Below are 24,784 nucleotides of genomic sequence, written 5' to 3' on the forward strand. Positions count from 1 at the left end.
AGTGTCTTAAACCGACAGCGTGACCGTTACCGGTACGTGATCCGACGGCTTTTCCCAGGCACGAACGTGCTTTTCAATATCGGTCGATACGAAACGATTGGCCGCTTCTGGCGACAGCATCAGATGATCGATGCGAATGCCATTGTTTTTCTGCCAGGCGCCTGCCTGATAATCCCAGAATGAATAAATACCGTCATCGTCGGTCGCCGCGCGAATAGCGTCGGTGAAACCGAGATTTTCGAGCTTGCGGAAAGCCTGCCGCGATTGCGGCTGGAACAATGCATCGCCAAGCCATGCCTGCGGGTTCTTCGCGTCCTGCGGCTCTGGAATGACGTTATAGTCGCCAGCCAGCACAAGCGGCTCCTCAAGCGCCAGACGATCTTTCGCCCAGGCTTCCAGACGCTGCATCCAGGAAAGCTTATAAGGAAATTTCTCTGTATCGATCGGGTTGCCGTTCGGCAGATAGAGCGACACGACGCGGATAACGCCTTTATCGGTCGAATAGACGCCCTCAATGAAGCGCGCCTGTTCGTCGCTGTTATCGCCGGGCAGGCCACGATTGATCTCGTCGGGTGACTTCTTGGAAAGAAGCGCGACGCCGTTGAAGCCTTTCTGGCCATGGGTCTCGACGTGATAGCCAAGCGCCTCGATTTCAAGCCGAGGGAACAGTTCGTCCACCGACTTGATTTCCTGCAGGCAGGCGATATCGGGCGAAGACTCCTTCAACCAATGCTGAAGGTTCTCGATGCGTGCCTTGACGCCGTTAATATTCCACGTAGCGATCTTCATGGTTCAATGATTAGGCGCTTGGGCCGATGAGGGCAAGCACGGCGCAGGCCTCATCACAGAAATTGCTGCTCGGCGCATTTTTCAATGCCGGATGCATTTGTATTGTCACCATTGCGTTCCTATCTCGGACTTATTGGAGCCAGACAGGAGATAACAATGTTCGACGCCAAGAAACTTCTCGATCAGTTTTTAGGTTCGCAGATACCGGGCATGTCGGGGAGTGTGAAGGATAAAGCCGGACAGGTCGGTGATCTCGCCAAGAAAAATCCGCTTGCCAGCGGCGCTATCGCCGCCGCAGTTCTTGGCACCAAGACAGGCCGCAAACTGGCGGGTAACGTCGCCACCGTTGGCGGCATCGCAGCTATCGCCGGTCTCGGCTATCTGGCCTACAAGAATTACAAGTCCGGCCAGTCGCCGCAAACGGCGGAACAGCCGGTTGCCAAGGAGCAGGAGCTTCTTCCGCCTCCGCCCGCCGATTCGCCATTTCACCCGCAGTCGCCGGCCATGAGCAACAGTTTCGCCCTGACGCTGATCCAGGCCATGATCGCCGCAGCCAAGGCGGACGGCCATATCGACGATGCGGAACGGGCGCGCATCATGGAGAAGCTTCAGATTTCTGGCCTTGATGACGAGGCAGAAGCTTTCTTCCAGAAAGAACTGGCAGATCCGGTCGATCTCGACGCGCTGGTCGCTGCCGCGCAGACGGAAGAGCAGAAGGTTGAGCTTTATACCGCCTCGCGTCTGGCCATTGATCCTGACACCCGGGCGGAGCGCGGTTATCTCGATATGCTGGCCGGGCGTCTCGGCCTGCCGGATGCGTTGGTGGACCATATCGATACGACGGTTGCTTCGGTCAAAGTCTGACAAAACAAAACCGGCTGCCATGAGGCAGCCGGTTTAATTCCTCGTCGCGCATTTCGGTGCGCTTAAATCGCGAAACTCGTGCCGCAGCCGCAAGACGCAGTCGCATTCGGGTTGCGGATCTGGAACGATTGCCCCATCAGATCGTCGACGAAATCGATTTCCGAACCATCCATATAGGGAACCGAAATCGAATCGATCAGAACTTTCGCCCCGAGCTTTTCGATGACGATGTCGTCCTCGGTCTGTTCATCGACCAGATCGTACTTGTAGGAAAAACCGGAGCAGCCGCCACCTTCGACAGAAACGCGCAGCGCGGTCTTGTCCGGTTCGGAATTGAGAATTTTAGCGATCCGCTTTGCGGCGGAATCGGAAACGGTAATGCCTGTCATCGGTCTCGTCCGTTTGCAGTTGCTGGGCCAGAGCGGGATTTTCCCCGATTGCCCGTTATCGCAGACTTGCCTTCATATTCCTCTGATAGCTATGAACGCTACCGATAGAAGTCAATGTCGGCATGAACATAGTGTAATCATATTACAGTGAAGGATGCATCGCAATGTCGCTGGAAGGAATAGGCTTTGGTTATCGTGAGCGCGCGCCCTATGCCTGCGATCCGATCTCAAGCCGAGGGCGGCTGGTGCCGGAACCGGAAAGCCCGACACGCACCCCGTTTCAGCGCGACCGCGACCGCATCATCCATTCCACCGCATTTCGCCGCCTGAAGCACAAGACGCAGGTTTTCATTGCGCATGAAGGCGACCATTACCGCACGCGGCTGACGCACACGATTGAAGTGGCGCAGATTGCGCGCGCGCTGGCCCGCGCACTGCGGCTGGATGAAGATCTCGCCGAAGCTGTCGCACTGGTGCATGATTTTGGTCACACGCCTTTTGGCCATACCGGCGAAGATGCACTCAACGAGCGCATGAAGGATTACGGCGGTTTCGATCACAACGCCCAGTCGCTGCGGATTGTCACCAAGCTTGAGCATCGTTATGCGGATTTCGACGGTCTCAACCTGGCCTGGGAAACGCTGGAAGGGCTGGTGAAGCACAATGGCCCGCTGGTCGGTCCATATGCCGTGCATTCGGATGAGCCGGTGCCGCAGCCCATTCTGGACTTCAACGAGCGCTACGATCTGGAACTGGGACGCTTTGCCAGTCTGGAGGCGCAATGCGCCGCAATTGCAGACGACATCGCCTATAACGCCCACGATATCGATGACGGCCTGCGTGCAGGCCTGCTGACGCTTGAGGCGCTGGATGAAGTGCCCCTGACAAAGCGGCTGCTTGATGTGGTGCGAGGACGCTATCCCAATCTCGATGCCGTGCGCACTGGCCATGAACTGGTTCGCAGGCAGATCACCATCATGGTCGAGGATGTGATTGCCGAAGCCCAGCGCCGTCTGGCCGAGGCGCAGCCACAGAACATTACCGATATCCATAACCAGTCGCAGTCGCTGGTGGCGTTTTCACCAACGATGCGTGACGAGGAAAAGGTGCTGAAGCGGTTTCTGTTCAAGAACCTCTATTTTCATAACAGCGTCGTGGTGCGCCGGCAGGCGGCAGACAAAATTGTGCAGGACCTGTTCGACGCCTGTTTTGCCGACCCAATGATCATGCCGCCCGAGTGGCAATCGGGTTGCGAAACGCTCGATATCCCGTCGCGCGCGCGCCGTGTTGCCGACTATCTGGCGGGTATGACTGACAATTTTGCCGTGCGCGAACACCGACGATTGTTTGACCATACCCCCGATTTAGCTTAATCGGGGCCAACGAAGTGATTGCGAGGTCGAAAGGCCGTCTGCATCACAACTATCTAATAGAACGAGCCGACTCTGGAATACGCAGTCATAATTCCAGATGACAGCCTGACAGGACGGACCATGAATATCTTCGCAGATTTCGACGCACGTATCAAAAAGACGTTGCAAGATATTGATCTGAAACCGAAAGATGGTGGTGAACTCGATCTTTCGCGCGTTGGTGTCGAACCGCCGCGCGACGCGACCCATGGCGATATCGCGACCAATGCGGCCATGGTTCTTTCCAAGGCTGTTGGCCAGAACCCGCGCGAACTTGCGGTGCGTATCGCCGAAGCCTTGAAGAATGACGACGATGTCGAAACGGTCGATGTTGCCGGTCCGGGCTTCATCAATCTGCGTCTGAAGGCAACTTACTGGCAGCGCGAGCTTGCCGCGATGCTCAATGAAGGCACGGATTTCGGTCGCTCCAAGCTGGGCGCGGGCAACAAGGTCAATGTCGAATATGTTTCGGCCAACCCGACCGGCCCGATGCATGTCGGCCACTGCCGCGGCGCCGTTGTCGGCGACGTGCTGGCCAACCTGCTGAAGTTTGCGGGCTATGACGTCGTCAAGGAATATTACATCAACGATGCGGGCTCGCAGATCGATGTGCTCGCAAGCTCTGTGATGCTGCGTTATCGCGAAGCACTGGGCGAAATCATTGGCGAAATTCCGGCTGGTCTCTATCCGGGCGACTATCTCGTGCCGGTGGGGCAGGTGCTTGCCAAGGAATATGGCACAAAGCTTCTGGAAATGCCGGAAGCTGAAGCGATGGCTATCGTCAAGGAAACGACCATCAATGCCATGATGGCGATGATCCGCGCCGATCTGGAAGCGCTGAACGTCCACCACGATGTGTTCTATTCCGAACGTCAGCTGCATGCCGACCATGCCCGTGCGATTCGCAATGCAATCAACGATCTGACGCTGAAGGGCCATGTCTATAAGGGAAAAATTCCTCCGCCCAAGGGCCAAGTGCCGGAAGATTGGGAAGATCGCGAGCAGACCCTGTTCCGCTCGACGGAAGTGGGTGACGATATCGATCGTCCGCTGATGAAGTCTGACGGTACATTCACCTATTTTGCGGCCGACGTTGCCTATTTCAAGGACAAGTACGACCGCGGCTTCAACGAGATGATTTACGTGCTGGGCGCCGATCATGGCGGCTATGTGAAGCGTCTTGAAGCGGTTGCACGCGGTGTTTCCGATGGTAAGGCCAAGCTCACAGTGCTGCTCTGCCAGTTGGTAAAGCTCTTCCGCGACGGTGAACCGGTGCGCATGTCGAAGCGTTCGGGTGAATTCATCACCTTGCGCGATGTAGTGGACGAAGTGGGCCGTGATCCGGTGCGTTTCATGATGCTTTACCGGAAAAACGACGCGCCGCTCGATTTCGATTTCGCGAAAGTAACCGAGCAGTCCAAGGACAATCCGGTGTTCTACGTGCAGTATGCATCGGCGCGTTCGCACTCGGTTTTCCGTCAGGCTGCCGACCAGCTGGGTCTCGCTGATCTGGATCGTGTCGCCATGGCGGCGCAGTTCGACAAGCTGACCGACGAGAGCGAAATTGCACTGGTTCGCAAGCTCGCAGAATATCCGCGTTTGATCGAAGCGGCGGCGATCCATCAGGAGCCGCATCGTCTTGCATTTTACCTGTTTGACCTTGCCAGCGCGTTCCATTCGCAATGGAATAAGGGCACAGAGAACCCGGACTTACGTTTTATTAAGGTTAACGATCCAGACTTGTCATTAGCCAGGCTAGGGCTGGTACAGGTTGTTTCCGATGTTCTGACGTCCGGATTGACGATCATCGGGGCTGACGCTCCGACGGAAATGCGCTAAGATTGATCGACTGACCGGGAGCTCGTTAAGTCAAACGAAGCTCTTGAATGCGGTAGATCAAGTCTAAAAAGAGAAGACCGGGATGAACTGAAGGTGTTGGTTTATCCCGTTCTGGTCTTTAGGCGTAGGAAACTACCGTCAACTTTTGCCCACATTGCCTCGCTAATAAGCAATGTAAAGTGACGTCTTGCGGCGTCCAGGGTTTGAGTTAGGAACACACCATGACGGACAGCAGTGCAAATCCCCGTAATTACGGCGAGCGTCCGCTGCACGAAGACGATCCGCTGATGGAACTGTCGCGAATCGTGGACTTTGGCACGCCTCAAGGTGATCATTCCGCTTGGAACGAGCGCCAATCGCATGACCGGCCCGAGCCTGACTTCGATCCGGCGCTTGACCTTGAACGCGAACTTCTCGGCGATTTCGACGATTACGCGCAGCCGACAAGTCACAGCCAGCCCGTGGAGCCCGAGCCAGAAGTCGCTCAGGACCAGCGCTACAGCGAACAGTATTATCGTGGCGCGGAACCGCTGGTGCATGAAGAAGATCTTGCTTCCGCGCTGGAAGAAGAACTCGATCTGCATCTGGACAATGGAACATCCGTTCCGGCGCCCGAGCTGGGCGACTTCGAAGATGTCGAGCGCACCGAGCCTGTTCAGCAGTTCGATTATGCAGATTATTCGAGCGCTCGCGATTCGTTTGGCGATCCTTATGCGGCAGCGCAAAGCTCGGCCTATGATAATCGCGAATCGCTGGATGATGCGCAGGGAGGTCATGCAGCCGACCATCGCGCATATGATCCGACGATCTATCAGCCGGCTATTGAACCCCACGAAGAATCCTATCTGACGCAGACCGCGCAAAGCCGTGACTGGGATGTACAGGCCGTTGAGCCTGCCACGCCGTCTTATGGCGCTGAGCCTGCACACCAGTCCATGTCGCTTGAGGACGAGCTGGAAAATCTGTTGTTCGGTGACGAGCCGCAGCCAGCAGCCGAAAACGATAGTGCCTATGGCTACCAGCCGGAGCCGGTATCCTATGCTCCGCAGGCTGCTGCATATGAACCCGAACAGGCTGTGTCCTACGCGGCTGCATCGGACCATGCCCATGCGGCAGAGGAAGAGGTTGAGCCTGCATTTGACGATTTCCAGCTGGATGAACTGCATCTGGATGAGCAGGCTTTTGAACAGCCGCATCAGCCGGTAGCAGCCGCACCTGCGGAGGAAGCGGTCGCCCGCACGGAGCCGTCTGGTTATCCCTATTACACCCGTGGCAATTTTGCTTCGGGCATTGTCGCGCAGATGCCGACGGCAGCAGCCCTGCCGGTTGGTGAAGCCGAAACGCCTTACGCTGCCTTCGCCACTCCGGAGCAGGCTTCGAACGAAGTCGCAGCGCAGGACGATGACTTTTCGTTCGACAATGATTTCTCCTTCGATGCAGCAGCACTCTCCGCAACGACTGCAGCGGAAGGCACCGACGACGATCTGTCTGATCTTGATGAACTGAGCCTGAGCGATGACGACTTCGGTTTCGAGCCTTCCGGTGATTACTCCGAATCGGAAGTGCTCAAGGCGACCGACGAAGAATTGCTTGGCGGCGATGATTTCTTCAACGAAGACGATCTTGACCTGCATGATGATAACGGCGCAACCGCAGCCGCGCCTGCCTATGCCCATGCGGTGCTTTCGGATGAGGATTATCGTCCGACGACATCGATGCCGCATTTTGCCAGCGCACAGCAGGCCGCCAGTGCACCCGCACCGGACGTGGAAACGCTGAGCGTTGCCGAAAACAAGGTTGAGCAGACCCATTCCCTCGATCTGCCGGAAGTCAATTACGGTGAAGAGGAAACCGCTGCTGGTCTTGGCGATCTCGAAGCTGAATTTGCCGAGGTCTTCAACACTGTTGGCGTTGATGAGCTGAACACACCTACCGAAGCGCAGAGCGAAGCCGACAAGGCCTTTGAGGATATTTTCCGCGAAAGCGCATCCAGCTATCTGCCGAATGCCGGTGTTGCTGCAGGTGCCACGGCCGCAGGCCTTGGTGCCGCCGTTGCCGCCGCTGCAAGCTCCTATGGCCGCTCGCAGCCGCGCCAGACTGGCGATTATAACGCAGGCGAGCAGGCTGGCAGCGAAGACGACTTCTACAATCATTGGGCAGCCCAGGGCGCTCAGACCGTCGAAGGCGGCGACTATGGCGCGCGTGCGGCCATGCAGCCCGAAGACGATCTCGGCAAAGCATCGGAAGCCTATCGCAATCGCCCGGTTCGCGGTCGTCGCGGCCTGATTCTGGCCAGCGTTGCCGGTGCTGTCGTATTGCTCGGCGGTATCGGATATCACTTCATGGGCGGTGGTTCGCAGGAGCCGGTCGTCATCCATGCCGACAACCAGCCAATCAAGATGCAGCCGGAAAACCCCGGCGGCGCAACGGTGCCGAATCAGGACAAGGCGGTCTATGATCGCGTTGCCGGCACATTGCCGAACAATCCGGAACAAAAGTCGCTGATTAACTCGGGTGAAGAGCCAGTCGATATTTCCGGCACCGACGATAATGAAGCCATGACCGATACGCCGGATTCGTCGGCTGAAAACGGTCAGGCCAATGCTGGTGCTCCAAATGGAAACGCGCAGGAAAATGCGCCTTTGATCCAGCCGCGCGAAGTTGAAACCATGATCGTTCGCCCGGATGGCACGATCATGCAGCCGGAACGCGCTCCGGAACCGGCAGCACAGCAGACGGCCAACAACGGTGCGCAGCCTTCGGCACAGCCATCCGCTCCGGCTGGTGGCGATGAAATCGCGGCAATCGCATCGGGCAGTGCCTTGCCGGAACCTTCCGCAAACGCACCGCAGGCCCAGCAGCCAGCCGCACAGGCGCCTGTCGCTCAGGCACCAGCTGCCGAAGCACCACGCCTCCCGGCGCGTGCTCCGGTTGTCCCGTCGCGTCCAGCTGAACAGCCGGTCAACATCGTTGGCAATGTTCCGCAGCGCACCCAGACGCAAGCGCCCGCTGCTGCCGCTCCGGTCGCCAATCAGCAGGTTGCATCGGCTGCCGGTGGCGCTGCAGGTGCTGGCGGATACTTCATCCAGATCGCATCGCAGCCTTCTGCCGAGCTGGCTCAGAAGTCCTATGCCAACATGGCGCAGAAATACGCCAATGTGATCGGCGGTCGCGGCGTGGATATCAAGCCCGCCGACATTCCGGGTAGAGGTACTTACTATCGTGTCCGAGTTCAGGCTGGTTCGCGTGACGATGCCAACGCACTGTGCGGTCGCTTGAAGTCGGCTGGCGGCAGCTGTCTCGTGACGCGCTAAGCCACGGTAACCAATGAGAACAGGGCGGCATGAGCCGCCCTTTTCATATGCACTATCGAGTGCATGGAATTTTAGTTAGAACAACTATCTAAGTTGCGGAAAAGACGAGGGATATTCGCATGAAACAGTGCAAGGCATGGATTGCCGGTGTGTCGGGTACGAAGCTTACGCCGGATGAGGTTGCCTTTTTCCGCGATGAGAGGCCTTGGGGCTTCATTCTGTTCGCCCGCAATGTCGAAAGTCTTGAACAGGTTGCCGAGTTGACCGCGCATATGCGCGATGTGACGGGACGCGATCAGACGCCGGTTTTCATTGATCAGGAAGGCGGGCGCGTGCAGCGCCTGCGTCCGCCGCTAGTGCCGAATTACCCATCCGCTGGAGAGATTGGCGCGATCTTTGCACGCGACCGTGAGGCGGGCCTGCGCGCCGCATGGCTGCATGCACGTCTGCATGCCTTCGATCTTCTGAAGGTTGGCGTCACCTCCGACTGCCTGCCGGTTCTCGACGTGCCCGTCGAGGGCGCGCATGATGTGATCGGCGCGCGCGCTTATTCCAAAAATCCGCACGCGGTGGCCGAAATGGGCCGCGCCGCTGCCGAGGGCCTGCTGGCTGGCGGCGTCTTGCCAGTGATGAAACACATGCCGGGCCATGGCCGTGCCTTCGCAGATACGCACAAGGAACTGGCCCGTGTGAGCGCGCCGCTTAGCGAATTGCTGGCGCATGATTTCGTGCCGTTCAAGGCGCTGAATGACCTGCCCATGGCGATGACAGCGCATGTCGTGTTTGACGCGCTTGATCCCAAGCGTCCGTCCACTCTGTCGCCAACCGTGATCAACACGATCATTCGCGAGGTGATCGGGTTCGACGGCCTCATCATGAGCGACGACATTTCGATGAAGGCGCTTTCCGGTGAGCTGGGCGATATTGCCGATGGCATCATCGGTGCTGGCTGCGATATTGTTCTTTATTGCGCGGGCGTGATGGAAGAGCTGGTGCAGGTTGCCGCTCGCGTGCCAGTGCTCGAAGGCAAATCGAAGCGTCGCGCTGATCTGGCCGAAGTTTATGCCGGTGATCCAGACCTTTCGGATGAGGACGAACTGCGCGCCGAATTCAATGGCATGTTCGAAGCGATAGCGTAATCGTTAAAACTTGGTAAACTAGAGTTATGCGTTGCCCGGCATGGCCGGGCCGCGTGAGTGACGACTGCGCATCGAGAGGCTAAGCGGCTTGGCGGCATCAGGAACCAACACAGACGGAAAAGACGGTACGCTTGTGCCGATGGATTCGCTGTGGCAAAGCGATGCCGAACGGGCTTTAAGCGAACCATCATTGCTGATTGACGTGCAGGGCTTTGAAGGCCCGCTCGATCTTCTTCTGCACCTGGCGCGCAACCAGCGTGTCGATCTGGCGCGTATTTCCGTTCTGGCGCTGGCCGAGCAATATCTCGAATTTGTCGAGCGAGCCCGGGCAGTCCGGCTTGAGCTTGCCGCTGATTATCTGGTTATGGCGGCGTGGCTCGCTTATCTCAAATCCAAGCTGCTTATTCCCAAGCAGCAGGGTGACGATGGCGAGACCGGCGAGGAGCTTGTCGCATCCCTGCAATTCCGCCTGAAAAGACTGGAAGCGATGCGTGATGCCGCTGCCGCTCTGGTCAACCGCAATCGGCTGGGGCGGGATGTCTTTGCACGCGGTATGCCGGAAGTGGTGATGGTGGACCGCGCCAGCCAGTTCTCCGCGACACTATACGATCTGCTGACGGCCTATGCTTCGCAGCGCCAGCGGCAGGCAGTGTCGCATGTCCAGATTACCAGACGTGCTGTTTGGTCTTTGAAGGAGGCGCGAGTCGCATTGGTGCGTCTGATGGGTGGCGATATCGAAGACTGGTTTTCGCTTGATCGCTTTCTGATCGACTATGCGCTGTCGCCGCAGGAGAGGGCGTCGGCACTGGCCAGCTCCTTTGCCGCCAGTCTGGAACTGGTGCGTGAGGGCAAGCTGGAAGTCCGCCAGAATGCGCCCTTCGAACCAATTTATATGCGGGCCAAGCCCGGTTTAAGCGAATTTGACGAGGACGAGGATGTCTGAGGCGGAACGCCAGCTGGCGGAATTCGAAATGGATGATGAATTTGAGGAAGCACAGCTTCCGGCAAGTGGGCTGGCTGATCTGGCCCGCATTGTCGAAGCGATCATTTTTGCTTCCGCCGAACCGGTGTCGGAGCGGGCGCTTCAGGAGCGCTTGCCGCCAAATGCCGAGCTTGCTCCGATTTTGCAGCATCTCCAGAAGGTCTATGAGTCGCGCGGCGTGCATCTCGTGCAGGTTGGTGCGGCCTGGGCGTTCCGCACCGCGCCGGATCTGGCCTTCCTGATGAGCCGCGAGGCGGTGCAGCAGCGCAAGCTGTCGCGCGCTGCGATGGAAGTGCTGGCGATTATTGCATACCATCAGCCGGTCACCCGCGCCGAACTGGAAGATATTCGTGGCGTCGAAACGTCGAAAGGCACACTGGACGTGCTGATGGAAACGGGCTGGATCAAACTGCGCGGACGTCGCCGCACACCGGGCCGTCCGGTGACATATGGCACGACAGAATCGTTTCTCGACAATTTCGGACTGCCGGAAATCCGCGATCTTCCAGGGCTGGAGGAGTTGCGCGGGGCAGGGCTTCTGTCTGCCCGTATGCCTTCAAGCTTTGCTGTTCCGGTGCCGAATATCGACCCGGATGAACTGACGGATGAGGAAGAGCCGCTCGAGGATATAGATCTCGAAGATCTTGGTTTGCTTGCCCCAAAGGGGTAGGTCAGTGTCTGACTTCCTTATGATCCACAAGCGCTGCACATAAAGAGGACACATGCGACGAATAAAATCGTCACATCTGCCTTCACAGCTATACTTCCGTTTGAAAGATTGCTTGAAAGCGCTTAAATCACTATCGACATTGCAGGAACAGGCTGCGTTTAAGCGGCGATGAGAGGAATAAAATGGGTAGCTTTTCCATCTGGCACTGGCTGATCGTTCTAGCGGTTGTGCTGCTTCTTTTTGGCCGCGGCAAGATTCCCGAGCTGATGGGTGACGTTGCCAAGGGCATCAAGAACTTCAAGCAGGGCATGAACGACGAAGACGGCGCCAAGGATGCCCGGGACGATGGTCGCACGATCGACGCCAAGGCGGACGAAACCGTCAACGACGTCAAGAAAACCACCAAGTCCTGATCTATCGGATCAAGAATGCTGCGTGTCGGAATAGATACGCAGCATATTTGCCATCTGTAAAAGTGCGGTTTTCCGCCGAAAGACGGGACACGCGCGCAGTGCGCGGGGTATAAAATGCTTGATGTCGGTTGGTCTGAAATACTGGTCATTGCGATCGTGATGATCGTTGTTGTCGGCCCCAAAGATTTGCCGAAGATGCTTAGAGCCTTCGGTAAGGCGACCGCACGTATGCGCGCGACAGCCAATGAGTTTCGCAACCAGTTCAACGAAGCCTTGAAAGAGGCTGAGCTGGAAGACGTCAAGAACATCATCGACGAAACGCGCAAGCTCGATCCGCGCTCCAAGCTGACGCAGGTTTTCGATCCGATTCGCAGTGCAGGCGAAGACCTGAAATCGAGCATCAAATCCTCGACCTCCATGTCTCCGGCGACACCGGATACAGTCGCGGAAGTGACTACGCCGGTCGATGCGAGCGGAGCACCCGTTCCTGTGGTGGCGTCTGCGAAGGCAGAAGCTGTCGCGGAAAAGCCTGCAAAGGCACCGCGCGCTCCACGCAAGACGGCTGCAAAAGCAGCGCCAGAAGCCGCTGTGGCAAAAGCTGAACCGGCCGCGCCGAAGGCTGCAAAGGCCAAGGCCGCGACAGCAAAGCCTGCTGCCGCAAAAACGGCTGCTCCGAAAACGGTTGCGGCAAAACCCGCACCGAAGAAAGTTGCTCCGGTTAAAACAGCGGACGCATCCAAGCCAGCTGCCGAAAAGGCGGTTGCTCCTGCCAAAAAGACCACCAAGAAGACAGGAACCAAAGCGTGACCCGTGACGAGGATGAAATCGAGCAGAGCGCAGCGCCTTTGCTTGAACACCTGATCGAACTGCGCCGCCGCCTTATTTGGGCAATCCTGGCATTTTTCGTGGCATTTGCAGTTTGCTTCGCATTCGCAAAGCACCTCTTTAATTTGCTTGTCGTGCCCTACCAATGGGCCATCGACTGGGCAGGCATGGATCGTTCCAAGGCGGAGCTGATCTATACCGCGCCGCAGGAGTTCTTCTTCACGCAGGTGAAGGTGGCGATGTTCGGCGGTATTGTGCTCGCTTTCCCCATCATTGCGGCGCAGATCTACAAGTTTGTTGCGCCGGGGCTCTATAAGCATGAGCGCATGGCTTTCCTGCCATTCCTCATTGCATCGCCGATTTTGTTCCTGCTCGGCGGCGCGCTCGTCTATTTCTTCTTTACCCCGATGGTGATGTGGTTCTTCCTGGCCATGCAGCAGACAGGCGGCGCTGGCGAAGTGCAGATTTCGCTTTTGCCGAAGGTTTCGGAATATCTGAGCCTCATCATGACGCTCATTTTCGCTTTCGGTCTGGTGTTCCAGTTGCCGGTCGTCACAAGCCTCATGGCGCGTGTTGGCCTCGTGACTTCGGCTGGCCTGAAGGACAAGCGTAAATATGCGATTGTGATCGCCTTCATCGTGGCCGCTGTTCTGACGCCGCCCGATCCGGCGAGCCAGATCGGTCTTGCCTTGCCGACGATCCTTCTCTACGAGATTTCCATTATCGTGGCTCGTATGATCGAGAAGAAGCGCGACGAAGCAGAGAACACAAAAGAAGCTGAAAACGACGCTTCTTCCTCCTGATCGTAGTCTACGATTTCCGCTGGCCGCAGTCTTTGCGGCCCGCTTCTGTTCAATTTCACGAAACGGCTTTTCCCATGCTCGACATCAAATGGATTCGCGAAAACCCTGAAGACCTCGACAAGGCGCTTGCAAAGCGCGGGGCAGGGCCGCTCTCGTCCGAATTGATCGCGCTCGACGAAAAGCGCCGCGAAAATGTCGGCAAGGTTCAGGCCGCACAGGAGCGCCGCAATGCCGCTTCGAAGGAAATCGGTAAGGCGATGGCTGAAAAAGATGCCGCCACTGCCGACAAGCTGAAAGCGGAAGTCAGCGAACTCAAGAATTTCCTTGCTGAGGCTGAGGAAGAAGAGCGCCGTCTGGTCAAGGAATTGAACGACGCGTTGTCGACGATCCCGAATGTTCCGCTTGGCGATGTGCCGCTTGGCAAGGACGAGGCCGACAATGTCGAGGTTCGCCGCATCGGCAATCAGCGTAATTTCTCTTTCCAGCCGAAAGAACATTTTGAGCTTGGCGAAGCGCTCGGCCTGATGGATTTCGAACGTGCGGCGAAAATCGCCGGTGCGCGCTTCACTATCCTGAAGGGTGGTCTGGCGCGTCTGGAACGTGCGCTCGGCCAGTTCATGCTTGATCTGCATACGACCCAGCACGGCTATACCGAAACCATGCCGCCGCTGATGGTGCGTGACGAGGCTGTTTACGGCACGGGCCAGCTGCCCAAATTCTCGGAAGACCTGTTCCGTACCACCGATGGCCGCTGGCTGATTCCGACGGCGGAAGTGCCGTTGACCAATCTTGTTGCGGACGAAATCGTTGATGTGAAGACCCTGCCGCAGCGCTACACTGCGTTGACGCCTTGCTTCCGTTCGGAAGCTGGTTCTGCCGGTCGCGATACGCGTGGCATGCTGCGCCAACACCAGTTCCTGAAAGTGGAAATGGTGTCGATCACCGATGCAGAAAGCTCGGTTGCCGAACATGAACGCATGACGGCTTGCGCCGAAGAAGTGCTGAAGCGTCTTGAGCTGCCGTTCCGCACCGTCGTGCTGTGCACCGGCGATATGGGCTTCGGAGCACAGAAGACCTATGACATCGAAGTCTGGCTGCCGGGCCAGAACACCTATCGCGAAATCTCCAGCTGCTCGGTCTGCGGTGATTTCCAGGGTCGCCGCATGAACTCGCGCTATCGTCCGGAAGGCGAAAAGTCGACGCGCTTTGTCCACACCCTCAATGGGTCTGGCGTTGCAGTCGGTCGCGCGCTCATCGCCGTCATGGAAAATTACCAGCAGGAAGATGGCAGCATTCATATTCCTGAAGCACTCCAGCCATACATGGGCGGCCTCACGCGCATTGAAAAAGCTGCGTGATTCAGGGTTTCAATAATTAGGACAGGAGTGAAGACGTGCGAATTTTGCTGACGAACGATGATGGTATCCACGCTGAAGGCCTCGCAGTTCTGGAGCGAATCGCACGACAGCTCTCGGACGATGTTTGGGTTGTTGCGCCGGAAACCGACCAAAGTGGTCTTGCGCATTCGCTGACGCTGTCGGAGCCGCTGCGTCTGCGCCAGATCGACGACACCCATTTCGCGCTGCGCGGCACGCCGACGGATTGCGTTATCATGGGTGTCCGTCATGTGCTGCCGGGCGCGCCTGATCTCATCCTGTCCGGCGTCAATTCGGGTGCGAACATCGCAGACGATGTGACCTATTCCGGCACTGTGGCCGGTGCAATGGAAGGCACGCTGCTCGGTATCCGCTCCATCGCTTTGTCGCAGGAATATGATTACGAAGGCGACCGCCGGATCGTTCCGTGGGAAACGGCTGAAACCCATGCACCGGACCTTATCCGTAAACTGGTCGATGCCGGTTGGCCGGAAGGCGTTTTGCTGAACCTCAATTTCCCGAATTGTGGCGCTGATGAAGTGCAGGGCACCCGCGTGACGGCACAGGGCAAGCTTAGCCATGATGCGCGTCTCGATGAGCGCCGCGACGGTCGCGGCTTCCCGTATTTCTGGCTGCGTTTCGGTCGCGGCAAGGCTCCGGTCGCCGATGACAGTGATCTGGCAGCCATTCGTTCGGATTGCATTTCGGTGACACCGTTGCACCTCGATCTGACCGCGCATAAGGTTCGTGCAGAACTGAGCACCGCGCTTGGTCTTGAAGCTTGAAGCGGGGGGAAGCATGAGGCAGGCAACGTCTGAGCGGCCAAGGCTTTCGGACCGGGAAGGATTTGCATCCTTCGTCTTGCGCATGCGCGCGCGCGGCATTGATGATCCGCGCCTCTTTGCAGCCATTGAAGCCACGCCACGCCAGAGCTTTCTTGCTTCGGCGTGGTCGCATCTTGCCTATAGCACCCGCACGGCTCCGCTCGATTGCGGCGAATATATCGAAGGCATTGACGATCAGGCGCGCGTGCTGGCTGCACTCAAGCTGGAACCGGGCCATCGCGTGCTGGAAATCGGCACGGGGTCGGGCTTTACCGCCGCTGTCATGTCGTCGCTGTCCGGTCGTGTTACGACGGTGGAACGATATCGCAAACTTTGTGACCACGCCTTGCAGCAGTTCGTCTCGCTCAAGCGCGAGAACATCATGGTCAAGCATGCCGACGGTCGTCATGGCATGCCGGGCGGGCCGTTCGACCGAATCATTCTCTGGCTGGCTTGCGAAGAAGTGCCGCGCCATTTTGTGGAGCTGCTCGCAACGCACGGTGTTCTCATTACGCCGATCGGCCCCGGTGACGGCGAACAGATCATGACGCGTATCTCGAAGGTCGGTAGCCGCTTCGAGCAGGAAAACCTCATGGTTGTCCGCTATCAGCCCTTCATTGAAGGCGTTTCTTCGGTTCTTTAGAGCACATCCCGAAAAGTGTGAAACGGTTTTCGGATGAGATGTGCGTTAGAATAGATATTTAGAGCGCCGATCTGATTGAATCAGATCGGCGCTCTAAATCGCCATTTTCTGGTTTTACCTTGCATTGGTTCCCGTCTTCACCGGAGGGGTAGCTGCGCGTCAATGTGCGCTTATGGTGTTTAATTGGTGAATCTTTTTTCAAAGTTGGGCCGTTCTTAACCAGCGAGTAACATTAACGCGCTTTAATCGTCGTACTGAGTTTCGAGTATGGACGAGTTGAACATGCGTTTCCCAATTTTGCAGCATACGTCCGAACGTCTCCTGCGGAATGTCGCAATCGTTCTGATTGCCGGCTTTGGAGCCGGGTGCAGTTCCGATACGATGCGTTTTACCGACGGCATCTTTACCGGTTCGACGTCCAATCAGCGCGTTGCGCAACAGCCCACAGGCGATGTTTATGCGTCCGCCCCAATAGCGCCGGCTCCGCGGGTTTCCAGCGGAACGGTACAGCGTAATTCGCTGCCAGCACCATCTGCCGTTTCTTCCGCCCCGATGGCGGCACCGGTCGCAGCAGCACGTCAGTCGGTTCAGGCTCCTGTCGCAGCAGCCTCGACGCAGATGCAGAATCAGGTTGGTCAGGCCCACACTATGGCAGCCAACCAGGTCAATGGCGCAGAGACCCGCGTGGCAAGCGCGGCAACCACGACCCACAACACCGTCAACGGTGCCAAGGAAAAGGTTCTGGGTCAGCTTCCGGCAACGCCGGGGCAGGGTGCGCCCCGTCCGATGGATAACAACATCGCTGTTGTCCCGGCAGCCCCTTCGGTCAACGGCAAGAAGTCTTCTGCCACGACCGATATGGCTTCGGCAGGCGCGAACACCGCAACACCTCCTGCGCCGAAGGGCGGCTATACGGTTCAGAGCGGCGATTCGCTGTTCTCGATCGCACAGAAGCACAACGTCCCGGTTGAAGATCTGAAGCGGGCTAACGGCCTCTCCAACGGCGCAATCCGCGTCGGTCAGACACTGGTGATCCCCGCCGCAGGCGCTGCTGCTGTAACGCAAGTTGCCGCTGTCACGCCGCAGCCAGCAAGCCCGGCCAAGGCCGCAGCCGCTGCAAACGATGCGGACGCCGGAAGTGTGAAGCCTTATACGCCGCCGCAGGCAAGCAACAAGGTGATTGAAGACGCCGAGAAGGATCAGGCCGCAGCGCCTTCCTCCACCGGCATCTCCCAGATGCGCTGGCCGGTTCGCGGTCGCATTCTGGCCAGCTTCGGTCAGCGTGATGGCACTGCAGTCAGCGACGGCATCGACATCATGGTTCCGGAAGGAACGTCGGTTAAGGCCGCTGAAAACGGCGTCGTCATCTATGCTGGTGATGGCCTGAAGGAATTCGGCCAGACGGTTCTGATCCGCCACGACAACGGGCTGGTCACGGTCTACGGCCATAACAGCCAGATACTGGTGCAGCGCGGCCAGAAGGTTCGCCGTGGCGAGGATATCGCCAAGTCGGGCATGAGCGGCAACGCGAAGTCGCCGAAGCTGCACTTCGAAGTGCGCAAGAACTCCTCGCCGGTCAATCCTTCCAAATATCTGGAAAGCTGATCCGGACAGGACAAGGCAAACAAAAAGGCGGGCTGAAAAGCCCGCCTTTTTGCTTATGCGCGTTTTTTACATGGCCACGCCAAGGCGTCCTGCGAGATCCTGAACATACTGCCACGCCACACGGCCGGAGCGGTTGCCGCGCGTGGTTGACCATTCCAGAGCTTCTGCGTGAAGCTTGGCATTGTCGTAGCTCAGTTTGAAATGGGCCGCATAGCCGTCGACCATGGCGAGATAATCGTCCTGGCTGCATTTGTGGAAACCGAGCCACAGACCGAAACGATCCGACAACGAGACTTTTTCTTCAATGGCTTCCGACGGGTTGATCGCCGTGGAGCGCTCATTGTCAATCATGTCGCGCGGCATGAGATGACGGCGATTCGACGTTGCATAGAAAATCACATTGCCGGGGCGGCCTTCGACGCCGCCTTCAAGCGCTGCCTTCAGCGATTTATATGATGTGTCGTCATGGTCGAAGGAAAGATCGTCGCAAAACAGGATGAAGCGGTAATCCGTATCCTTGATCATGTTCATCAGCGTCGGCAGGCTGTCGATATCCTCGCGGTGGATTTCGATCAGTTTGAGCGGCTTCTGGGAGGCGAGTTCGGCGTTGACGCTGGCCTGTGCGGCCTTCACCAGCGAGGATTTGCCCATGCCGCGAGCGCCCCACAGCAGAACATTGTTTGCCGGATAGCCATTTGCGAAGCGACGGGTATTGTCTACGAGCTGGTCACGCACCAAATCTACGCCACGGATCAGGGAGATATCCACGCGGTTCACCCGCTTCACCGGATCAAGCGTCAGTCGTTCCGGCGCCCAGACAAAACAGTCTGCGGCGTTGAGGTCTGGCGTTTTGGCTTCTGGTGGCGCGATACGTTCGAGCGCGGCGATCAAACGGTCCAGTTTCTGGCTGAGTATGTTTTCGGTCGTCATTTCATGCCCCTAGTGGTCTTATTCCGACATTTGCTTCCCGGTGTTACAATCGGTCCCAGCAAATGTCAGAATCGAAAAGATCACCAGATGCTGTAAGACACGAGTGGATTTTTCCAGTTTGACGTTTGAACAAGCGTTTGTGACAAACGGAATTCAAAGGTCAGATTCAATCCACTCGTCGTCGGCGAACGGCTTAACATGCCACAGCGGAGGCGAAAAGTGTGCGACCTTGGCGCAGGCGGGGTGATCGTCGGTTGCAATTGGCGCGCCAACCATTGTAATGCCCTTAACAAATTGTCTTTGAGACTTCAGAGGAGTTCCTAATGTTCGTAACACCGGCTTTCGCTCAAGCACCTGGCGGCGGCGCTTTTGGCCCAGACATGCTGATGAGCATTCTGCCGTTCATCCTGATCTTCGTCATCATGTACTTCCTCATCATCCGCCCACAGCGGACCCAGATGAAGAAACGTCAGGAAATGCTGACCGCAGTTCGCCGTGGCGATACGGTTGTGACCGGCGGCGGCATCGTCGGCAAGGTGCAGAAAGTCGTCGACGACAATGAAGTCGAAGTCGAAATCGCCGAAGGCGTTCGCATCAAGGTTCTGCGCAGCACGCTGATGGATGTGCGCGTAAAGGGCGAACCTGTCGCCGATAATAAGAACAAATAATCTCTTTTTGAGATGAAACGGGCTCCGGTAAGCTTTCACTAACCGGAGCCCGTGCAATATTCGGTCGGCGCGACCTGTCATAAGCGCGCTTACCTCAAGGCCGGAGAGCGGTGCGCATTCGTACCCCGGCATGCCCTATCCAAGCTGAAACGGAATTGCTGCTCTATGCTCTATTTTTCACGCTGGAAATCGGCCCTGATCTGGTTGGCAGTACTCGTCAGCTTCGTCATCGCTTCCCCAAATTTTTTCTCGCGTGAAACGCTGGCAAATCTGCCCGGTTTCCTGCCGAAGAAACAGGTCGCACTCGGCCTTGATCTTTCCGGCGGCTCCCGGCTTGTTCTGCAAGTTCAAAATGCGGGCAAGAATGATGTGGAACGCTCTGCCGAAATCATGCGGCAGCGTCTGGAAGAGCTGGGTTACGGTCATCCCGTTGTGGAAACCGAAGCGCGCAACCAGATTCGCGTTGAAGTACCGGGCCTTTACGACGCGCAGCTTCTGAAAGACATTCTGAGTATTCGCGGCGATCTTTCGTTCCACGCTGTGGACGATTCCGTTTCGCCGGACGATGCCATTCGCGGCACGCCGCCAGCGGATAGCGAAATCGTCTATTCCTATGACGATCCGCCAGTCGGCTATCTCGTCAAAAAACAACCAGTTCTCACCGGCGCCAATATCACCGACGCGAAGGCCACGCTTTCTTCCGATGATAATGAGCCGGTTATCACCCTGACTCTCGACGATGCAGGCCGCAAAGGTCTGGCTGCCTTGACCGCCAATGCGACGGGCAAGAGCTTTGCCATCGTGGTCGATAATCAGGTCGTGTCTGCGCCGGTCATCAGCGAACCGCTCGACACTGACGAATTACAGATTTCCGGCGCCTTCGATTTGCAGGCTGCCAACAACATGGCCGTTGTTCTGCGCTCCGGCACACTGCCGCAAGCCGTAACCGTGCTTGAAGAGCGCACCATCGCATCGGCGCTTGGCGAGGATTATGCGAGTGCCGCTGTGACGGCTGCACTTCTGGCCGCACTTCTCGTCGGCCTGTTCATGGTGCTGTCCTACGGCATTCTCGGCGTCATCGCGATGGTGGCGCTTGTGGTCAACATCATCATCCTGACTGCGGTCATGTCGCTGATCGGCGCTTCGATCAGTCTTGCGAGCGTTGCAGGTCTTGTGCTGATCATCGGCATGGCTGTTGACGCGAATATTCTGATTTACGAACGCGTGCGCGAAGATCGCCGTAAGGGTTATTCCGTCGTGCAGGCGATGGAATCCGGTTTCTACCGCGCTCTGTCGACCATCGTTGACGCCAATCTCACGACATTGATTGCCGCACTGGTTCTCTTCCTGCTCGGCTCCGGCACGGTGCATGGCTTTGCCCTGACCGTTGCGGTCGGTATCGGCACGACGCTGTTCACCACGCTCACCTTCACGCGTCTGCTCATCGCGCAATGGGTGCGGACGGCGAAGCCGAAGGAAGTGCCGAAGCGTCGCCTCAAGCTTGTGCCAACGGTGACGCATATTCCGTTCATGCGCCTGCAATTCATCACGCTTGGCATTTCGGTACTGGCCTGTGCGATCGTGGTGGCACTGTTTGTGAATATCGGATTCAATTACGGCATCGACTTCCGTGGCGGTTCGATGGTCGAGCTTCAGGCACGCAGCGGTGACGCCAATCTTGAAGACATTCAGGACCGTCTCTCCGAATTGAATATCGACAGCGCCCGTGTTCTGCCTGCCAAATCGCCGCGTTCGGCGCTTGTGATCATCGGCAGTCAGGAAGTGGGCGACGATGCCGAACAAACGGTCGCCGTGAAACTGCGTGGCGAGTTCGAACAGGATTATTCGTTCCAGCGCGTCGAGGTGGTCGGCCCAACCGTTTCCGAACAGCTGTCACGCGCCGGAATTCTGGCCGTTGTCCTGTCGCTGATCGGCATTTTCATCTATGTCTGGGTGCGGTTCCGCTGGCAGCTGGCGCTTGGCGCGGTGCTTTCGACATTGCATGACGTGGTTATTCTTGCGGGCATGTTCATCGTCTTCCGCATGGAATTCAATCTCTGGAGCGTTGCGGCAATCCTGACGATCATCGGCTATTCGCTGAACGACACAGTGGTGATCTATGACCGCGTTCGCGAGAATCTGCGCCGCTACAGCAGCGCGCCGCTGCCTGCGATCATCGATGCCTCGATCAACCAGACCTTGTCCCGTACCTTGCTGACATCATTTGTCACGTTCCTTGCGCATATTCCGCTTTACGCCTTCGGCGGCGCCGATATCCGCATGTTTGCACTGGCGCTGAGTGTGGGCATTATCGTGGCGAGCTATTCGTCGATCTTCATCGCCGCACCGCTGCTGGTTCAGTTCGGACTGAAACCGCGTGGTCCCGAGCAGGATGAGGAAATGGGCGACGAACTGGCGCAGTCGCTGAATCTGGAAAGCTGAGAATGGCCAAGGGAATAGAAATACGCGAGGCGCATTTTCCGGGGCGCGCTCCGATTGATGCTTACGGCGATGGCGGTTTTCGCTTTGCCGAAATGTCGCATCGCGGTTCGATCCTGTGTCTGCCGTCCGGCATTCACGGCTGGAAGCCTGCAACGCCGCCCGTGCTGTCGCGCGCCGATCTGGAGCTTATTCTGGAGCAGGCTTCAGATATCGAGATTCTGCTGGTTGGAACCGGTATGGATCTTCGGCGTATTCCGGAGGATGTGCGCGCCGTATTGCGGGAACACCGCATTTCGTCCGATCCGATGAGCACAGGTGCTGCCGTGCGGACCTATAATGTGCTCCTCGCGGAAGATCGCGCGGTAGCAGCGGCGCTTATTGCAGTAGAATAACGATCATGAACCAGAATGAGGCACATTGCCTGGCCCTTCTTCGTGAGGCTGATCGGGACCGTTACCTGTCGGTGCTCTATGCGCCGGAGGATAAACGCGGCGGTCTGGCCGCACTTTATGCCTTCAATGCGGAAGTGGCGCGCATTCGCGATCTCGTTCACGAGCCGTTGCCGGGCGAAGTGCGTCTGCAATGGTGGCGCGATCTGATCAATGGTGAGGCGAGGGGCAGCGCCGAGGCGCATCCGGTTGCCGCTGCTTTGGTCGAAACGATCAACAAATATGAGCTTCCGCGCACTGCTTTCGACAATTATTGCGAAGCACGCATTTTCGATCTTTATGACGATCCGATGCCGAGCCGTAACGATCTCGAGGGTTATTGCGGTGAGACCGCATCGGCAATCATTCAGTTAGCCGGTTTCATACTGGATCAGGATGCCGCGCAGGCGCATAGCGAAACCGCCGGTCATGCAGGCGTTGCGCAGGCAATAACCGGCCTGCTGCGTCTTCTGCCGACCCATCGCCGTCGCAGCCAGCTTTATGTTCCGGCTGATATGCTGGCTTCGGTTGGTGTGACGCGGGAGGCATTTTTAGGCAGCGACGATCCGTCGGCCTGCGAGCGCGTGGTCAGCGTCATGCTCGCGCTGGCGCGTGAACATCTGGCGATTTTCGATAAGGCGAAGGCGACATTGCCAAAAAGCCTTGCACTGGCCTTTTTGCCGATGGCCATCGTGCCCGCTTATCTGAAAGCGATTGAACGCCTTGGCGGCAAGGCGGCAGAACGGACAGCCGATATCTCGGCTATCCGCAAGCAGTGGCTGATGTTTCGCGCCAATTTCTGACCGTCAGGCCAGTTGTTCCAGCCATTGGCGGAAATCTGCAAGAGCGCGGGCGGAAAGCGCACGTTTTTTCGCGATGGTCTTTTCCTTGCCGCGCAGACGCTTGCCTTCTTCCTTCGGAACCTCGACCGGCGGAAACAGACCGAAATTGACATTCATCGGCTGGAACGAGCGTTTGCCGGGTTCGGCATCGTCAGCGACGATGTGGCCACCGGTAATGTGGCCGAGCAAAGCGCCAAAGGCAGTTGTCGGCGGCGGAGGCACAGCAGCATTGCCCAGTTGCTCAGCGGCGGTGAACCGACCGGCAAGAAGGCCGATGGCCGACGATTCGACATAGCCCTCGCAGCCAGTCACCTGACCGGCAAAGCGCAGCGTCGGACGCGACTTCAGGCGCAATACGCTATCGAGCAGCACAGGCGAATTGAGGTAAGTGTTGCGGTGCAAACCGCCGAGCCGGGCGAATTCGGCATTTTCCAGTCCGGGAATCATCTTGAAGATGCCCGTCTGCGAGCCGTATTTCAGCTTCGTCTGGAAACCGACCATGTTGTAGAGCGTGCCAAGCGCATTGTCCTGACGCAGTTGCACGACTGCATAGGCTTTCACTGTCGGGTTATGCGCATTGGTCAGACCCATCGGCTTCATCGGGCCGTGGCGCAGCGTTTCAGGCCCGCGTTCCGCCATGACTTCGATCGGCAGGCAGCCGTCGAAATAGGGCGTGCCTTCCCATTCCTTGAATTCCGTCTTGTCGCCTTCGACAAGCGCCGCCACGAACGCCTCATACTGCTCCTTGTCCATCGGGCAGTTGATGTAGTCCTTGCCGGTGCCGCCCGGACCGACCTTGTCATAGCGCGACTGGAACCAGCAGACGTCCATATTGATCGAATCGAAATGCACGATGGGTGCAATCGCGTCGAAGAAGGCGAGCGCATCGGCATCCGTTTCCGCAGCAATGGCTTCGGCTAGCGACGGCGCCGTCAGCGGACCGGTGGCAACGATTGTCGTGCCCCATTCTGCTGGCGGCAGGCCAGTAATTTCCTCACGCTGGATGGTGATCAGCGGATGAGCTTCGAGCTTTTTGGTGACGGCTTGCGCAAATCCCTCGCGGTCCACGGCAAGCGCGCCGCCGGCCGGAACCTGATGCGCGTCGGCGCAGGCCATTATGAGTGAACCCGCAAGGCGCATTTCGGCGTGGAGGACACCAACTGCGTTGGTTTCGGCATCGTCGGAGCGGAACGAATTGGAGCAGACGAGTTCTGCCAGCTGCTCGGTCTTGTGCGCATCGGTGCCGCGCACGGGGCGCATTTCATGCAGCACGACAGGAATGCCTGCCTGCGCAATCTGCCAGGCGGCTTCAGAGCCAGCGAGACCGCCGCCAACGACGTGAATGGGGGTGAGATCGGATGTATTTGTCATGGCCTTTCCCATATCGCCTTTGTGGGCGGCCATCAATGGGGCAGCAAGGCCCCCAAAAACAAATGGCATCCGTCGCGGGAGGAGGTGCGACGGATGCCATATGGAAAGACCGGATTGGGAGGAAACCGGTCTCGTTGTCGCTAAGCCTGGGAGGAGGATGGCTTGGCGACAAGCCAGGGCTGGTGGGAGGAGGATCCAGTCCTGGTGGTATTCACA

22 protein-coding genes are annotated in these 24,784 nt (G+C 57.6%); 18 read left to right on the plus strand and 4 right to left on the minus strand.

Annotated elements, in window-relative coordinates; all coding sequences use genetic code 11:
* Nucleotides 1–6: 6 nt before the first annotated feature.
* A complete protein-coding gene (gene xth / locus FHW03_RS09050) occupies nucleotides 7–789 on the minus strand; it encodes an exodeoxyribonuclease III (RefSeq protein WP_182520319.1) in 783 nt (260 codons plus the stop codon).
* 156 nt (nucleotides 790–945) lie between these two features.
* On the opposite strand from xth, the gene FHW03_RS09055 reads away from it, so the two are divergent.
* On the plus strand, nucleotides 946–1,653 hold the full coding sequence (locus FHW03_RS09055; RefSeq protein ID WP_182520320.1) for a tellurite resistance TerB family protein: 708 nt from the start codon (nucleotides 946–948) through the stop codon (nucleotides 1,651–1,653).
* Between the two features lie 62 nt (nucleotides 1,654–1,715).
* Here the strand turns inward: FHW03_RS09055 and erpA are convergent, their stop codons facing one another.
* Complete coding sequence (erpA, locus tag FHW03_RS09060) at nucleotides 1,716–2,042, minus strand: iron-sulfur cluster insertion protein ErpA (protein ID WP_182520321.1); 327 nt, start codon at nucleotides 2,040–2,042, stop codon at nucleotides 1,716–1,718.
* A gap of 164 nt (nucleotides 2,043–2,206) precedes the next feature.
* Between erpA and FHW03_RS09065 the strand changes: the two genes are divergently transcribed.
* The 13 genes from FHW03_RS09065 (at nucleotide 2,207) to dipM (ending at nucleotide 17,887) form a co-directional block, all read left to right on the plus strand.
* Nucleotides 2,207–3,415: a deoxyguanosinetriphosphate triphosphohydrolase gene (locus FHW03_RS09065; RefSeq protein WP_182520322.1), complete on the plus strand. Its 1,209-nt coding sequence runs from the start codon at nucleotides 2,207–2,209 to the stop codon at nucleotides 3,413–3,415.
* Between the two features lie 120 nt (nucleotides 3,416–3,535).
* The gene (gene argS / locus FHW03_RS09070) at nucleotides 3,536–5,293 is read left to right on the plus strand and encodes an arginine--tRNA ligase (protein ID WP_182520323.1); all 1,758 of its coding nucleotides are present in this window, start codon (nucleotides 3,536–3,538) and stop codon (nucleotides 5,291–5,293) included.
* 221 nt (nucleotides 5,294–5,514) lie between these two features.
* Nucleotides 5,515–8,607 carry an SPOR domain-containing protein gene (locus tag FHW03_RS09075; RefSeq protein ID WP_182520324.1) on the plus strand — a complete coding sequence of 1,031 codons (3,093 nt, stop codon included), beginning with the start codon at nucleotides 5,515–5,517 and terminating at the stop codon, nucleotides 8,605–8,607.
* 119 nt (nucleotides 8,608–8,726) lie between these two features.
* On the plus strand, nucleotides 8,727–9,746 hold the full coding sequence (gene nagZ / locus FHW03_RS09080; RefSeq protein WP_182520325.1) for a beta-N-acetylhexosaminidase: 1,020 nt from the start codon (nucleotides 8,727–8,729) through the stop codon (nucleotides 9,744–9,746).
* 88 nt (nucleotides 9,747–9,834) lie between these two features.
* On the plus strand, nucleotides 9,835–10,689 hold the full coding sequence (locus FHW03_RS09085; RefSeq protein WP_182520326.1) for a ScpA family protein: 855 nt from the start codon (nucleotides 9,835–9,837) through the stop codon (nucleotides 10,687–10,689).
* Nucleotides 10,682–11,398: an SMC-Scp complex subunit ScpB gene (gene scpB, locus FHW03_RS09090; protein WP_182520327.1), complete on the plus strand. Its 717-nt coding sequence runs from the start codon at nucleotides 10,682–10,684 to the stop codon at nucleotides 11,396–11,398. Before FHW03_RS09085 ends, scpB begins: the two co-directional genes overlap by 8 nt.
* Before the next feature lie 182 nt (nucleotides 11,399–11,580).
* On the plus strand, nucleotides 11,581–11,811 hold the full coding sequence (locus FHW03_RS09095) for a twin-arginine translocase TatA/TatE family subunit (protein ID WP_182520328.1): 231 nt from the start codon (nucleotides 11,581–11,583) through the stop codon (nucleotides 11,809–11,811).
* Nucleotides 11,812–11,925: 114 nt separating this feature from the next.
* Nucleotides 11,926–12,618, plus strand: coding sequence for a Sec-independent protein translocase protein TatB (gene tatB, locus FHW03_RS09100; protein ID WP_182520329.1), 693 nt, complete (start codon nucleotides 11,926–11,928; stop codon nucleotides 12,616–12,618).
* A complete protein-coding gene (tatC, locus tag FHW03_RS09105; protein WP_182520330.1) occupies nucleotides 12,615–13,439 on the plus strand; it encodes a twin-arginine translocase subunit TatC in 825 nt (274 codons plus the stop codon). Before tatB ends, tatC begins: the two co-directional genes overlap by 4 nt.
* A 74-nt stretch (nucleotides 13,440–13,513) precedes the next feature.
* Nucleotides 13,514–14,797, plus strand: coding sequence for a serine--tRNA ligase (serS, locus tag FHW03_RS09110; protein WP_182520331.1), 1,284 nt, complete (start codon nucleotides 13,514–13,516; stop codon nucleotides 14,795–14,797).
* Nucleotides 14,798–14,832: 35 nt separating this feature from the next.
* Nucleotides 14,833–15,600 carry a 5'/3'-nucleotidase SurE gene (surE, locus tag FHW03_RS09115; protein ID WP_182520332.1) on the plus strand — a complete coding sequence of 256 codons (768 nt, stop codon included), beginning with the start codon at nucleotides 14,833–14,835 and terminating at the stop codon, nucleotides 15,598–15,600.
* A 13-nt stretch (nucleotides 15,601–15,613) separates the two neighbouring features.
* Nucleotides 15,614–16,282, plus strand: coding sequence for a protein-L-isoaspartate(D-aspartate) O-methyltransferase (locus FHW03_RS09120; protein ID WP_182520333.1), 669 nt, complete (start codon nucleotides 15,614–15,616; stop codon nucleotides 16,280–16,282).
* 267 nt (nucleotides 16,283–16,549) lie between these two features.
* Nucleotides 16,550–17,887: a cell division endopeptidase DipM gene (gene dipM, locus FHW03_RS09125; protein ID WP_182520334.1), complete on the plus strand. Its 1,338-nt coding sequence runs from the start codon at nucleotides 16,550–16,552 to the stop codon at nucleotides 17,885–17,887.
* 66 nt (nucleotides 17,888–17,953) lie between these two features.
* On the opposite strand, the gene FHW03_RS09130 is transcribed toward dipM, so the two are convergent.
* On the minus strand, nucleotides 17,954–18,817 hold the full coding sequence (locus tag FHW03_RS09130) for an ATP-binding protein (protein ID WP_182520335.1): 864 nt from the start codon (nucleotides 18,815–18,817) through the stop codon (nucleotides 17,954–17,956).
* 323 nt (nucleotides 18,818–19,140) lie between these two features.
* Between FHW03_RS09130 and yajC the strand changes: the two genes are divergently transcribed.
* The 4 genes from yajC to FHW03_RS09150 all read left to right on the plus strand — a co-directional run bounded on the left by yajC (nucleotide 19,141) and on the right by FHW03_RS09150 (nucleotide 23,158).
* Nucleotides 19,141–19,485, plus strand: coding sequence for a preprotein translocase subunit YajC (gene yajC, locus FHW03_RS09135; protein ID WP_078338501.1), 345 nt, complete (start codon nucleotides 19,141–19,143; stop codon nucleotides 19,483–19,485).
* Nucleotides 19,486–19,650: 165 nt separating this feature from the next.
* On the plus strand, nucleotides 19,651–21,927 hold the full coding sequence (secDF, locus tag FHW03_RS09140) for a protein translocase subunit SecDF (RefSeq protein WP_182520336.1): 2,277 nt from the start codon (nucleotides 19,651–19,653) through the stop codon (nucleotides 21,925–21,927).
* A 2-nt stretch (nucleotides 21,928–21,929) separates the two neighbouring features.
* Nucleotides 21,930–22,319, plus strand: coding sequence for an Mth938-like domain-containing protein (locus tag FHW03_RS09145; RefSeq protein WP_151589570.1), 390 nt, complete (start codon nucleotides 21,930–21,932; stop codon nucleotides 22,317–22,319).
* A 5-nt stretch (nucleotides 22,320–22,324) separates the two neighbouring features.
* Nucleotides 22,325–23,158, plus strand: coding sequence for a phytoene/squalene synthase family protein (locus FHW03_RS09150; protein ID WP_182520337.1), 834 nt, complete (start codon nucleotides 22,325–22,327; stop codon nucleotides 23,156–23,158).
* A 3-nt stretch (nucleotides 23,159–23,161) separates the two neighbouring features.
* On the opposite strand, the gene trmFO is transcribed toward FHW03_RS09150, so the two are convergent.
* Nucleotides 23,162–24,568 (minus strand): methylenetetrahydrofolate--tRNA-(uracil(54)-C(5))-methyltransferase (FADH(2)-oxidizing) TrmFO, encoded by a 1,407-nt coding sequence (gene trmFO, locus FHW03_RS09155; RefSeq protein WP_182520338.1) that lies wholly within the window; start codon nucleotides 24,566–24,568, stop codon nucleotides 23,162–23,164.
* Nucleotides 24,569–24,784: the final 216 nt, after the last annotated feature.

Source organism: Ochrobactrum sp. RH2CCR150 (genome assembly GCA_014138095.1).
Classification (GTDB): domain Bacteria; phylum Pseudomonadota; class Alphaproteobacteria; order Rhizobiales; family Rhizobiaceae; genus Brucella; species Brucella gambitense.